Origin of the sequence: Paraburkholderia sp. BCC1885 (assembly GCF_900996235.1) — a bacterium.
Classification (GTDB): domain Bacteria; phylum Pseudomonadota; class Gammaproteobacteria; order Burkholderiales; family Burkholderiaceae; genus Paraburkholderia.
Genome location: NZ_CAAJGM010000111.1, coordinates 99,215 through 112,516, shown reverse-complemented (window position 1 = coordinate 112,516; position 13,302 = coordinate 99,215). Strand labels below are relative to the sequence as shown.

The 13,302-nt window shown below is 64.5% G+C and carries 9 protein-coding genes; 6 read left to right on the top strand and 3 right to left on the bottom strand.

Annotated features, from left to right (window positions below):
• Nucleotides 1-8 precede the first annotated feature (8 nt).
• From FQ755_RS09535 to FQ755_RS09510, 6 genes are all read left to right on the top strand, one after another.
• Nucleotides 9-1,187, top strand: coding sequence for a ligase-associated DNA damage response exonuclease (locus tag FQ755_RS09535; protein WP_144153461.1), 1,179 nt, complete (start codon nucleotides 9-11; stop codon nucleotides 1,185-1,187).
• The gene (locus FQ755_RS09530) at nucleotides 1,184-2,902 is read left to right on the top strand and encodes an ATP-dependent DNA ligase (RefSeq protein ID WP_144153459.1); all 1,719 of its coding nucleotides are present in this window, start codon (nucleotides 1,184-1,186) and stop codon (nucleotides 2,900-2,902) included. Before FQ755_RS09535 ends, FQ755_RS09530 begins: the two co-directional genes overlap by 4 nt.
• Before the next feature lie 325 nt (nucleotides 2,903-3,227).
• Nucleotides 3,228-3,674 (top strand): response regulator, encoded by a 447-nt coding sequence (locus tag FQ755_RS09525; RefSeq protein WP_144153457.1) that lies wholly within the window; start codon nucleotides 3,228-3,230, stop codon nucleotides 3,672-3,674.
• 87 nt (nucleotides 3,675-3,761) lie between these two features.
• A complete protein-coding gene (glgX, locus tag FQ755_RS09520) occupies nucleotides 3,762-5,990 on the top strand; it encodes a glycogen debranching protein GlgX (protein ID WP_144153455.1) in 2,229 nt (742 codons plus the stop codon).
• 205 nt (nucleotides 5,991-6,195) lie between these two features.
• Complete coding sequence (locus FQ755_RS09515; protein WP_144153453.1) at nucleotides 6,196-6,423, top strand: DUF2934 domain-containing protein; 228 nt, start codon at nucleotides 6,196-6,198, stop codon at nucleotides 6,421-6,423.
• A 152-nt stretch (nucleotides 6,424-6,575) separates the two neighbouring features.
• A complete protein-coding gene (locus FQ755_RS09510) occupies nucleotides 6,576-8,660 on the top strand; it encodes an AI-2E family transporter (protein WP_144153451.1) in 2,085 nt (694 codons plus the stop codon).
• A 39-nt stretch (nucleotides 8,661-8,699) separates the two neighbouring features.
• Here the strand turns inward: FQ755_RS09510 and FQ755_RS09505 are convergent, their stop codons facing one another.
• Genes FQ755_RS09505 through FQ755_RS09495 form a run of 3 tightly spaced genes read right to left on the bottom strand, consistent with a single transcriptional unit; the run spans nucleotide 8,700 to nucleotide 13,250 of the window.
• On the bottom strand, nucleotides 8,700-10,442 hold the full coding sequence (locus tag FQ755_RS09505) for an efflux transporter outer membrane subunit (RefSeq protein ID WP_144153449.1): 1,743 nt from the start codon (nucleotides 10,440-10,442) through the stop codon (nucleotides 8,700-8,702).
• A 1-nt stretch (nucleotide 10,443) separates the two neighbouring features.
• Nucleotides 10,444-12,018 carry a DHA2 family efflux MFS transporter permease subunit gene (locus FQ755_RS09500; RefSeq protein ID WP_144153447.1) on the bottom strand — a complete coding sequence of 525 codons (1,575 nt, stop codon included), beginning with the start codon at nucleotides 12,016-12,018 and terminating at the stop codon, nucleotides 10,444-10,446.
• Nucleotides 12,015-13,250, bottom strand: coding sequence for an HlyD family secretion protein (locus FQ755_RS09495; RefSeq protein ID WP_260858458.1), 1,236 nt, complete (start codon nucleotides 13,248-13,250; stop codon nucleotides 12,015-12,017). Before FQ755_RS09495 ends, FQ755_RS09500 begins: the two co-directional genes overlap by 4 nt.
• Nucleotides 13,251-13,302: the final 52 nt, after the last annotated feature.

Sequence of the window (13,302 nt, the reverse complement as noted above, 5' to 3'; positions counted from 1 at the left end):
TCGATTCGATGCCGTCGACCGAACCGCTCTCTACCGAAGACCTGATCGTGGCGCGCCCGCAAGGGCTTTATTGCGCGGCGGGCGATTTTTACATCGATCCCTGGCAGCCGGTCGAGCGGGCGGTCATCACCCACGCGCATTCGGATCATGCGCGCTTGGGCCACACGCACTATCTGGCCGCGCAGCCCGGCGCGGGCGTGTTGCTGTCGCGGTTGCCGGAGATCGATCTGCAGACCGCGGCATATGGCGAGCGCCTCGTGATCAACGGTGTCACGGTCTCATTGCATCCCGCAGGCCACGTGCTCGGCTCGGCGCAAGTGCGGGTCGAGCAGCGTGGACGCGTCTGGGTGGCCTCGGGCGACTACAAGCTCGATACCGATCCGACCTGCGCGCCGTTCGAACCGGTGCGCTGCGATACCTTCATCACCGAATCGACGTTCGGCCTGCCGATCTATCGCTGGGAAGCGCCGCAGACGGTGTTCGACAGCATCGACTCGTGGTGGCGGCATAACGCCTCGGAAGGGCGCGCCTCGGTGCTGTTCTGCTATTCCTTCGGCAAGGCCCAGCATCTGCTCGCGGGCATCGATCCGGCGATTGGGCCGATCTTCTGCCACGGCGCGTTGGAACCCATCAATCGTGCTTATCTTGCCGAGGGCGTGGCCTTGCCGCCGGTGCGGCTCGCGAGCGAGATTGCCGCGAAAGACAAAGCCGTCTTCAAGCAGGCGTTGATCGTCGCGCCGCCTTCGGCACAAGGCAGCGCATGGCCCAAGCGTTTCGGCGACTACAGCGACGCCTTTGCCTCGGGCTGGATGCGTTTGCGCGGCGCGCGGCGCAGACGCGGCGTCGATCGCGGCTTCGTGCTATCCGACCATGCGGATTGGCCTGGATTGCAAAGCGCGATTCGTGCGACGGGCGCGGAACGCGTGATCGTCACGCACGGCCAGGTGGAACCGATGGTGCGCTGGCTGCGCGAGCAAGGCCTTGAAGCCGGCGCCTTCACGACGCAATACGGCGACGATGCAATGGAAGACGCGGCAAGTGCAGAGGCAGGTGCGGACGCAAGTGCAGACGCGAGCGCAAAGAGTAGTGCCGAGGGCGCCGCTCCAGCCGCATCCGAGGCTTCAACAAGCACCGCGAACGACGCGACGAGCAACACCGCGAACAACGCCACGAGCAGCGCATCATGAAACGATTTGCCGCGCTCTACACGGCGCTCGACGCCACCACCTCGACGCACGACAAGCTCGAAGCGCTGACCGCTTATTTCGCCGCCGCAGCGCCGGAAGACGCCGCATGGGCCTCGTACTTTCTGGCCGGTGGCAAGCCGCGTCAGTCGGTGCCGACGCGTCTGCTGCGCGAGATTGCCTGCGAGCGTGCCGAGCTACCCGCGTGGCTCTTCGAGGAGTCGTACCAGGCGGTCGGCGATCTGGCCGAGACCATCGCGCACATTCTGCCGCCCGCGCAACGCATCTCGGAGCTCGGGCTCACGCAGTGGATCGAGCAACGCGTGCTGACCTTGCGCGGGGTCGAGCCCGATGAACTGCGCACACGGCTTGTCGGCTACTGGGACGAACTCGACTGGGGCGGCCGCTTTCTGCTGACCAAGCTGATCGGCGGCGGCTTTCGGGTCGGCGTGGCGCGGCAGCTGGTGGTGCGCGCGCTGGCCGAAGTGGCGGGCGTCGATCACAAGCGCATCGCGCAACGCATGGTCGGCTGGACCGATTCGCAGCAGACGCCCTCGGCCGCGCGCTATCTACGGCTGATCGCGCCGGAAACCGCGAGCAGGGCGAGCGCAGAGGCGTCCAACGGGATGGAGCGGGACGCACTTGACCTGGCAACTGATCCGGCCATTCACGACAGCGACCTCGGTCTGCCATACCCGTTCTTTCTCGCTCATCCATTACAGGCCGACGTAGAAACGCTTGGCAATCCGAATCAATGGCAGATCGAATGGAAGTGGGACGGCATTCGCGCGCAACTGGTGAAACGCGCGGGGCGTGTGTGGCTATGGTCGCGCGGTGAGGATCTGATCACCGCGCGCTTTCCCGAAGTGAGCGCGCTCGGCGAGGCCTTGCCGGATGGCTGCGTGATCGACGGCGAAATTCTCGCGTGGGAACCGGACGCACTGGCGCCGCTGCCGTTCGCGCGGCTGCAACCGCGCATCGCCCGCAAGACGCTCACCAAAAAGATCCTCGCCGATTCGCCCGCCACCTTTCTCGCTTACGATCTGCTTGAAGCGAATGGGCAGGACTTGCGCATGACGCCGCTGGTCGAACGGCGCGCACAACTCGATGCGCTTGCGGTGTCGCTCGACAGCTCGTTAGCGCGCGATCTGCTGCGTATCTCGCCGCGCGTGGAAGCGTCCGGCTGGGACACGCTCGCGCAACTGCGCGAGGAAAGCCGCGCGCGCGGCGTGGAAGGGCTGATGCTGAAAGAACGGCAGTCGCTGTACGGGGTCGGCCGCACCAAAGCCTCCGGCACGTGGTGGAAATGGAAGATCGATCCGTATGCCGTGGATGCCGTGCTGGTCTACGCACAACGCGGCCACGGCCGGCGCGCGAGCCTCTACACGGATTTCACCTTCGCGGTATGGGATGAAGCGGACGGTGTGCGCACGCTGGTGCCGTTCGCCAAGGCCTATTCCGGTCTCACGGATGAAGAGATGCGTCAGGTGGATGCGATCGTGCGCAAAACCACGATCGAAAAATTCGGCCCGGTGCGCAGCGTGACGCCGTCGCTGGTGTTCGAGATCGGTTTCGAAGGGATTCAGGCGAGTCCACGACATAAGTCAGGCATTGCGGTCAGGTTTCCGCGCATGCTGCGCTGGCGCACCGATAAACCCATCGAAGAAGCGGACACGCTGGCGATGCTCAAGGGCTTTATCGACGATCGTCCGACCTGATGCACTTCACGTGGGGACTTTCCCTGATGCGCATGCATCGATCCTGAATCGATCCGCGATGCAGCCGTGATAGGTGCGCACACAAGGGTTTTTCGCGGGTGGTCACATCCAGGCCGTTTTGATACTTCTTGCACTTTCGACTGATGACTTCGAGCGGCCGCATGGTCCGCTGACCACGCACGTTATGTGAGACGCATCGGCGTCGACGCGCCGTGAATGGCACTGCGTGATATCCCAGCATGCAGCATGCGTGGCGTGCAGATGCCGGGATCGAATCTTGCACCCATCGTCCAATGCGTCGACGCGTGACGTCATGGAGAAAACAGTGACCGCAGACTACAGGATGAACGACAACGATGACGTGGTGGTGTGGCGACCCATCGACGAGGCACTGGCGTCGCATCGCCGCGTGCTGGTGGTCGACGACTATCGCGAAGCCGCCGACGCCTTGCAGTTGCTGCTCAATGCCGATGGCTTCGAATGCCGCGCGCTGGAAGACCCGCTCGCGGTGTGCGAACTGGCCGTCGAATGGCAGCCGTTCGCGGTCGTGCTCGACATCAAGATGCCGGGGCTCGACGGCTTCGAACTCGCGCGCCGTCTGCGCGCGGATGCGTCCACCTCGCATATGTTGCTGGTAGCGTGTACCGCGTTTTCTTCGGCGAATGACCGCGCCGATGCCAGGGCGGTGGGTTTCGATGCGCATTGCGCGAAGCCGTTGACGCCGCAGCGGCTGCTGCGGGTGCTGGAAGCGGCGACGACGCGCCGCGGATAGGGACGGATGGGCAGGACCGCAACTTGCTTAAGTAAGCCTCTCGCGCCGGTTTCGGTGCGAACATCTGCCACCGTCCGAGGAAAAACCATGTCACGCGAGGCCCCGCAAGCGTCTCAAGTTCGTTACGCCACCCGTATCGCCGAAGGTGTCCCCTACCCGCTGGGCGCGACGTGGAACGGCTCCGGCGTCAATTTCGCGCTGTTTTCCGCGCACGCTACCAAGGTCGAACTGTGCCTGTTCGATTCGACGGGGCGTGAGGAAATCGAGCGCATCGAACTGCCCGAATATACCGATGAAGTCTGGCATGTCTTCGTTCCGGATCTGAAACCAGGGGCGGTTTACGGCTATCGCGTCCACGGACCGTATGCGCCCGAGGAAGGGCATCGTTTCAATCCGAACAAGCTGCTGCTCGACCCCTATGCGAAAGCGCATATCGGCGAACTCAAGTGGGGACCGGAGATTTTCGGCTACACGCTCGACCACGAAGACGGCGATCTGTCCTTTGACGAGCGCGACAGCGCGCCATTCGTGCCGAAGTGCAAGGTGGTGGACGCGAACTTCTCGTGGACCCATCCCGAGCGCAACGCGCTGCCGTGGGAGCGGGTGATTTTCTACGAAACCCATGTGCGCGGCTTTACCATGCGTCATCCCGAGGTGCCGGAAAATCTGCGCGGCACCTTCGCGGGCTTAGGCCAGCAGCCGGTCATCGACTACATCAAAGGCCTCGGTGTCACCACCGTCGAACTGCTACCGATCCAGATGTACGTCAACGACAGCTATCTGCTCGACAAAGGCCTGACGAACTACTGGGGCTACAACACGATCGGCTTTTTCGCCGCCGACCCGCGTTTCTTTGCAGGCGCGAATGCTTCGGTGGAAGAGTTCAAGGCGATGGTCGACCGCTTCCACAACGCCAATCTGGAAGTGATCCTCGACGTCGTCTACAACCACACGGCCGAAGGCAACGAACGCGGCCCGACGATCTCGTTCAAGGGCATCGACAACGCCTCGTACTATCGCCTGATGCCCGACGAGCCGCGCTACTACATCAACGACACCGGCACCGGCAATACGCTGAACCTGTCGCATCCGCGTGTGCTGCAAATGGTGACGGACAGCCTGCGTTATTGGGTGAGCGAAATGAAGGTCGACGGTTTCCGATTCGATCTCGCCACGATTCTCGGCCGCGAGCAGCACGGCTTCGACGAGGGCGGCGGCTTTCTCGACAGTTGCCGGCAAGACCCGGTGCTCTCCAGCGTGCGGCTTGTGGCCGAACCGTGGGATTGCGGCCCCGGCGGCTATCAGGTGGGCGGCTTTCCGCCCGGCTGGGCCGAATGGAACGACCGCTTTCGCGACACCACGCGCGCCTTCTGGAAGGGCGACGAGGGCATGGTGCCGGATCTCGCCAAACGTCTGACCGGCTCCGGCGACAAATTCGACCGGCGTGGCCGGCGTCCATGGGCAAGCGTGAATTTCATCGCGGCCCATGACGGCTTCACGACCAACGATCTCGTCTCCTATAACGACAAGCACAACGAGGCCAATGGCGAAGACAACAAGGACGGCCACTCGGACAACAAGTCGTGGAATTTCGGCGTGGAAGGCCCGACCGACGACCCGGATATCCGCCAGCAGCGCGAACGCCAGAAGCGCAATCTGCTCGCCACCTTGCTGCTCTCGCAGGGCTCGCCGATGATCCTCGCCGGCGACGAGTTCGGCCGCACGCAGAAGGGCAATAACAACGCCTATTGTCAGGACAACGAGATTAGCTGGCTCGACTGGGAAGGCATTGACGACGACGGCCGCGCGCTCACCGAGTTCGTCAAGAACCTGACGACGCTGCGGACCCGCCTGCCGGTGCTGCGGCGCGGGCGTTTCCTGACCGGCGAATACAACGCGGAACTGGACGTGACCGACACGCGCTGGCTCTCGCCGGCCGGTACGGATCTCTCGCAGGAGCAATGGGACGATGCGGCGATGCGCTGTTTCGGCCTCGTGATCGACGGCCGCGCGCAGGCGAGCGGCATCCGCCGGCCCGCGTCCGATGCAACCCTTCTGCTGGTTCTGAACGCCCATCACGACGTGGTGAATTTCACCTTGCCGGACGTTCCCGAAGGCGACAAGTGGACCTGCCTGCTCGATACCAACATGCCGGTGCGCGATGAATTACCGGCATTTTCCGCGGGTCAATCGTACCAGGTGACGGGCCGCTCGCTGCTGCTGTTCGCCCTGGACGCCTCGAGCCGCGCCACCCAGCGCGTGCTGGATCGCCTCGAACAGCAACTCACCACGGACGATCCCGACAAGGGCGACTAAGAGGCGCAACTAAAAAGAACAGGGGCAAAACCAGCCTGGCGCCAGGTACAGGCCTTGCTGAATGAGTGGAACGAAGGCGCCGCCGCGTGCCGTTGCAGCCGCCTGACGAGGCGCTGCCGGACGCGGCGGTCGCCGTTTCGCGGTTGTCGTTCGCGCTGGTTACTTCGACCCTGCGACGAATCGAGCCACACACCAGGAGGCCAGAATGGCACAGCAACAGGATCAAGAGCAGGAACTGGAGCAGGTCAGCCCGGAAGACCGGATTCGCATGCGCGCGTACTACCTGTGGGAGCAGGCGACCGATCCCAAGGGCACCCCTGACGAATACTGGGAGCAGGCTCGCGCGGAAGTCGAGAAAGAGTCGGCCGGCGACGAGAGCGCCAAACACGGCGTGCTGCCGACCCCCACGCCGACCCCGGCACGCAAGCCTTAAACCGGCGCCCGGCGTCGCTATCTGCCGCGGCGGTTCGCGGCGACCGTCGCCGTCTGCAAGCGGCGCTGGTTCACTGCGGCCGCGCGCCTGCAGGGAACCAGCGCGCCCCCCAGGCGAGACGCCACCGAATGCAACCGGACTAATGCCCCAGCATGAAAGACTTCGACGATTCGCGGCTGACGCGGCCTGCGACCCGCGTTGCGCCAATCGCGGCTCTCGGCATCGAGGGCCTGATTACGCTTGCGGTCGGCGTGCTTGCGGTGTCGGCGCTGTATTTCGCGCGCGACGTCCTGATCCCCATTACGCTCGCGATCCTGCTGAGTTTTCTGGTCGCGCCGCTGGCGGATTTTCTGTTGCGCATCCGGCTCGGGCATGTGGCGTCGGTGCTGGTCGCGGTGCTGTTATCGGTGTCGGTGATCGTGCTGCTCGCCAGTGTGATCGGCACCCAGCTGACCGAACTCGTCACCAATGCGCCGCGTTATCAAGCCACCATCGAGAGCAAGATCGAGGCGGCGCATAGTCTGACCATCGGCAAGCTCGACCGTCTTGCCGGCGTCGCCGGCCAGGCGTTGCAGCGGGTGACGGCGGAGCCGCCGCCCGCGCCGTCGTCATCGCCCTCATTGCCGGCCTCGCGCAGCGCGGTCGCGCCGAGTTCCGACGCGCATCCGGCTGCCGCCATGCCGGTCGAAGTCCGCGAACCGGTGCCGACGCCGTTTGAAATTGCGCGGCGCTTTCTGTCGCCCGCCATCAGTCCGCTCGAAACCGCATTCATCGTGTTCGTCGTCACCATCGTGATCCTGCTGCAGCGCGACGATCTGCGCGACCGCGCGATCCGCCTGTTCGGCTCGCGCGACCTGCATCGCACCACGACTGTCATGGATGAGGCGGCGCGGCGTCTGAGCCGTTACTTCGTCTCGCAACTCGGCGTGAATGCGGGGGTGGGGGTGGTGATCGGCGTGGGCCTGTTTTGCGTGGGCGTGCCCAGTCCGATTCTGTGGGGCATCATGGCCGCGTTGCTGCGGCTCGTGCCGTATGTGGGCATCTGGATTTCCGCCGCGCTCGCCACCGGATTGGCGGCAGCGGTGAGCCCCGACTGGTCGATGGCGATCTGGTCGCTTGCGCTGTTCGTCACCGTGGAACTGGTGGTGGGGCAGGTGGTCGAGCCACTGCTGTATGGGCACAGCACGGGCCTCTCGCCGTTTTCGGTGGTCGTGGCGGCGATTTTCTGGAGCTGGATCTGGGGGCCGGTCGGCCTGATTCTCTCGACGCCTTTGACCTTGTGTCTGCTGGTGCTGGGCCGCCATGTGCGACGGCTCGAATTTCTCGACGTGCTGCTCGGCGATCAACCGGCGCTGACGCCGATCGAAAACTTCTACCAGCGCGCACTCGCCGGCGACCCCGACGAAGCCATCGCCCAGGCGGAAGTCATGCTGCGCGAACGCTCGCTCTGTGCGTACTACGACGAGGTCGCGGTCAAGGGCCTGCAACTGGCCGCCATCGACGTGCAGCGCGGCGGTGTCAGCGCCGCGCAACTCGCGCGGATCGAGTCGACCACCAACGATCTGATCGAAGGGCTCGACAGTTATCCGGACCATGACCCCACGCGCGACGAGCAGGCCGACAACTGGGCCGCCGTGGCGCCCGTCGAGGCCCATCCGTTTGCACCGACCGAGGAAGCGGACGCAAGCCCGCGCGAAACGACGCACGACGGTGTGAGTGATGAAGCCCGCGCGAGTGCAAGCACGAATCATGGCGATACCGAAGAAACTGATCTCTCGCCCGCGCAGGCCGCGCGCAATCGCGCCGCGCATCACGTGCTATGCATTTCAGGGCGTGGCCCGCTCGATCAACTGTCCGCCGGGCTGCTGGTGCAATTGCTCGGCAAGCACGATCTCGATTGCCGGGTGTTGCCGCACGAGGCCGCGTCACGCAGCGCGATCGATACGCTGGATACCTCCGCGGTGACCATCGTGTGCCTGTTTTATCTGAACATCGACGGCATCCCGTCGCATCTGCGCTATCTCGTCAAACGGGTCCGGCAGCGTCTGCCGCAGGCGGCGATCGTGGTCGGCCTGTGGCCGCAAGGGCAGCCGCAAACGTGGAGCGACGACCTGCAAAGCGCGATTGGCGCCGACTGCTATGCGACCTCGATGCGCGACATGCTGACCGCGTGCCGCCGGATCGCCGAGGCGGCGCCTTCGACCCAGCCGCGGGCGGTGGACGAGATCGCTGCTTGAGCCATCCCGCGTGTCGTATCCGGGCGACGAAAGCCCCGTTCAGCTACCCGAAGATGAAGATGCTGAAGATGCTGAAGATGCGCTCGCCGCATCGCTACCTTGCGCCGCCGGGCCGCCGCCGTTAGAAACCGCCGCGCCACTTGCTGCCTGCCAGCCGCCGCCCAATGCCTTGTAGAGCGCCACCAGATCCGTGCTGACCTGGGTGGTGCCTTGCGCGTATTGCTGCCGCGCGTCGCTGAGTTGCCGCTCGGCATCGAGCACGTTGATAAAGGTCACGAGCCCTTTTCGATAGCTCTCGCGGGCGAGATCGAACGACGCCTGCAAGGCAGTCACGCTGTCGCCGAGCGAGGCGCGGCGCGCCTGATCGGTACGATAAACGGCAAGCGCATTGTCGACGTCGCGCAGCGCCGTCAACACCGCCTTGCGGTAATCGAGCGCGGCCTGTTGCTGCTGGGCCTGCGACAGATGCAGATTGGCCACCAGCGAACCACCCTCGAAAATAGGCAGGGAAATGCTCGGCCCGAACGAGTAGAAGAGGCTCGACCAATGCGTGAGGCCACTGGCGTTGGTGGCCCGTGTGCCGACCTGGCCGGTCAGCGAGATGTCCGGATAAAACTGCGCCACGGCCACGCCGACGTCGGCGGTAGCGGCATGCAGGCTGGCCTCGGCGCGGCGGATGTCGGGGCGGCGGCGCGCCAGCGTCGAAGGCAAGCCGACCGGCACGGCCGGCGGCACCGGCGGCACCTCGGCGGGCGCGGACAACTCCGCTTCGAGCGAGCCGGGCTGCTCACCGAGCAGATACGACAAGCCGTTCAAGGCCTGGGCGATCTGCTGGTCGAATTGCGGCAACTGCGCCTGCGTCTGCGCGAGCTGCGCAGTCGCGCTCTTTACGTCGACGTCGCTGGCGAGACCCACCTTGGCCTGGCTTTGCGTCAGCGTGACGATTTCGCGCTGCTGGTCGATGAGATTCTGCGTGATCTGCCGCAGCGCCTGCGCGCCGCGCAGTTGCACGTAGGTCTGCGCGACTTCCGCTTCGAGCGACACCAGCGCGTCGTTGCGGCTTTCCACCGCCTCTTCGGTCTGCGCATGCGCGGCTTCGACCGAGCGGCGCACGCGGCCGAACAGGTCCAGTTCCCAGGAGGCGTCGAAGCCGACCTGCCACAGGTTGATCGGCGAGGTCAGTTCGTTAAGTACATTGTTGGCGCCGTTTTCCACCGCCGCGCCGGTGCCGGGTGCAATGGCATTGATCGGCGAATTGGGTGCACCCAGTTGATCGACCTTGCTATAGACGCCTTGCGATTCGAGGAAGCCCTTCGCGCCTAACTGTTCGCGCTGGTAACTGCCGCTCGCGCGCACATTGGGCAAGCCTTGCGCCGCGGCGCTTTGCTCCTGGGTGCGCGCCTCGACGATGCGCAGCACCGCCTCCTGCAGATCCAGATTGCCACGCGCGGCGCGCTCGATCAGGCCATCGAGCGTCGGGTCCGCGAAACTGCGCCACCATTGCGGGTCCGGGTCGGAGTCCATGGTCGGCACGGAAGCAACGGTGGCGTCCGACGCGCCCGCAGGCCTGGAAGCATGCGCGGCGCTTGCTGCACTCGCAGCACCTGATGCCGCAACCGGCGCCGCAGCCGCCTGCTGCGGATCGTGCCACTGCGCCGGCACGTCGGCCTGCGGCTGGTGAAAGTTGGGGCCCACCGAGCAGGCGCCGAGCAACACCGCAGCGGACAGCGCGGCACACAGCGGACGCAGACGGAAAGCGACGGGAGAGCGAGCGCGGTTCATATCAATGTCCTCCCGCGCCGCCGGCGGCTTTGACCGGAGAGAAGAAGAATGTCACCGGGATAAATAGTAAGCAGAACACAGCAAGATAGCCGAACACATCCATGTAAGCCTGAATGGTCGCCTGCGAAATGAAGGTGGTGTAAAGCCGGCCGGTGGCCGTCTGCAAGGCCTGCGCGAGCGGCTGACCGGTCATGCCGGCGATCGTGTGCGCGGTGCGCTGCAACGTGTCGTTGTAGTTCTGCGAGAGTGTCGACATATGTCCGGATAAATGGGCCATGCGTGCCTGGGTGCGTTCGCGGATCAGCGCGGTGGAAAGCGAAATGCCGATCGACCCCGCCACGTTACGAAACATCGTGAAGAGGGCGGAAGCGTCGTCGTTAAGCTCGCGCGGCACGGTCAGGTAAGCGAGCGTGGTGATCGGCACGAACAGAAAGCCAATCGCAATCGATTGGGCGCTGCGCATCTTGACGAGCGTGTCGTAATCGATGTCGGGCACCAGCGTGTGCGAGTAGGCGAGTGCAATGGTGAGCAGCAGGAAGCCCGTCGACACCAGAAAGCGCGTCTGTATATAAGGCATGGCGCGGCTGATGATCGGTATCTCCATGACGATCAGGATCGCTCCCGGCGAAAGCACCAGCCCCGCCAACGTGGCCGTATAGCCGAGCTGCTGCTGGGCGAGCTGCGGCACCAGCACCGCGCTGCCATAGAGAATCATCGCGAAGGCGGCCATGCTGGTGCAGCCGAGCGCGAAGTTGCGATCCTTCATGCAGCGCAGATCCACCACCGGCTTCTTCGTATAGAGCAGCCAGTAAATGGCGCCGACGAGACCCGCCACCGTCAACACGGCAAAGGTGCAGATAAAGCGCGAGGAGAACCAGTCATCGTCCTCGCCGCGATCGAGCATGACCTGCAGGCAACCCAGGCCAATCGCGATCAGCGTAATGCCGATGTAATCGATCGACACCTTGCCGGTGCTTTTCTCGCGCCAGGGCGGATCTTCGACGAACTGGTACACCGCGAGCGAGGTCAGCACGCCCACCGGCACGTTGAGCAGAAACACCCAGCGCCAGGTGAAATTGTCGGTGATCCAGCCGCCCAGCGTCGGCCCCAGCACCGGCGCGACCACGATCGCCACGGCGGAAATGGAGAAGGCGCGGCCGCGCTGTTCGGGCGGAAAGGTATCGAGAATGATCGACTGCTGGTTGGGTTGCAGGCCGCCGCCGAAAAAACCCTGCAACAGCCGGAACACGATCAGTTGCGTCAGGTTGGTGGCGATGCCGCACAGAAACGAACAGATCGTGAAGGCCACGATGCAGATCAGAAAATAGCGCTTGCGGCCCAGCACGCGGGCGAGAAAGCCGGAGATCGGCAGCACGATGCCGTTCGCCACCAGATAGGAGGTGAGCGTCCAGGTGGCCTCGTCGTAACTGGCCGACATGGTGCCCGCAATGTGCGGCAGCGCCACGTTGACGATGGTGGTGTCGAGCACCTCCATGAACGCGGCCAGCGTCACGACAATCGCGATCAGCCACGGATTGGAGGCGGGCTTCCAGTTGGAGTTGGAAGCGTCGCTCATTTCAGATAGACCTTCGGCGTCACCGAGAGGCCGAGGCCTAGCGGCTGGTCGCGCGGCAAGGTGGAGTCGATCACGATCTTCACCGGCACGCGCTGCACGATCTTCACGAAGTTGCCGGTGGCGTTTTCCGCCGGGAAGGCCGAGAAGCGCGAACCGCTGCCGAGCTGCACGCTATCGATATGGCCATGCAGTTCGAGCTTCGAATAGGCGTCGACCTCGATATCCACCTTGTCGCCGGGACGCATTCTCTCAAGCTGCGATTCCTTGAAATTGGCCGTCACCCACACTTCCGGCGTGACGATCGAGAACAGCGACGCGCCGGCTTGCAGGAAGGTGCCGTATTGCACGTTGCGGCGCGTGACCCAGCCGTCGGAGGGCGCGCGCACTTCGCAATAGGAGAGGTTCAGGCGCGCCTGTTCGAGTTGCGCCTCGGCCTGCTGCACCTGCTGGCGGCGCTCTTCGACGGTGGCCACGGTCTGCTTGATCTGCTGCGGCACGAGGCTCGCGGTCTGTTGCTGGGCCTGCGCCTGCTGCACGTTGGCGCGCGCGGTCTGCTGCTGCGCGTCGGCGGTGTCGATATTCTGCTGCGTGGTGGCGCGCTGGTCGACCGCGTGCTGGCGTTCCCACGCCGCCTGCGCCTGCTTGAGATTGGCCTCGGCCGAGGCGGTCTGCGCCTTGGCCTGCTGATACTGCGCCGGATACTGCACGCGGGCGATGTCGAGTTGCACCAGCGCCGCGTTCAGTTGTGCCTGGGCGAGGCCGAGTTGCGCCTGGGCCGCGTCCACCTGGGCCTGATAGTCGCGCTTGTCGATCACCACGAGCAGGTCGCCCTTGTGCACGTAGGTGTTGTCGTTGACCGCGAGGTCCACCACGTAGCCCGAGACCTGCGGCGCGATGGTGATGGCGTTGCCGTCCGTGTAGGCGTCGTCGGTGGTGGCCTGGTTGCGCGTGGCGAACCACCAGATAAAGCCGCCGATCAGCAGGATCACCGCCACCACGGCGAGGATGATCAGCGGCTTTTTGCCGGGCTTCTTGCGTTCGCCGGAGCCTTTCTCGGCGTCGTCCTTGCCGTCTTTCCCGTCCTTGGCGCTTTTGTCGTCTTTACCGCTGTCCTTGCCGTCGCTTTTGCCATTGTTTTCGCCGCCGGATTCGCGGTCGTTGTTGCCGCCGGAGCCGCTGTCGTGACGGGGCGGGTTTTCATCATCGTGAGAGGAGGCGGTCTGGTCAGACATAACGATTCGATCCGTTAGAGCGTTGCCCGCTGCGGTAGCAAGCTGCATGCCC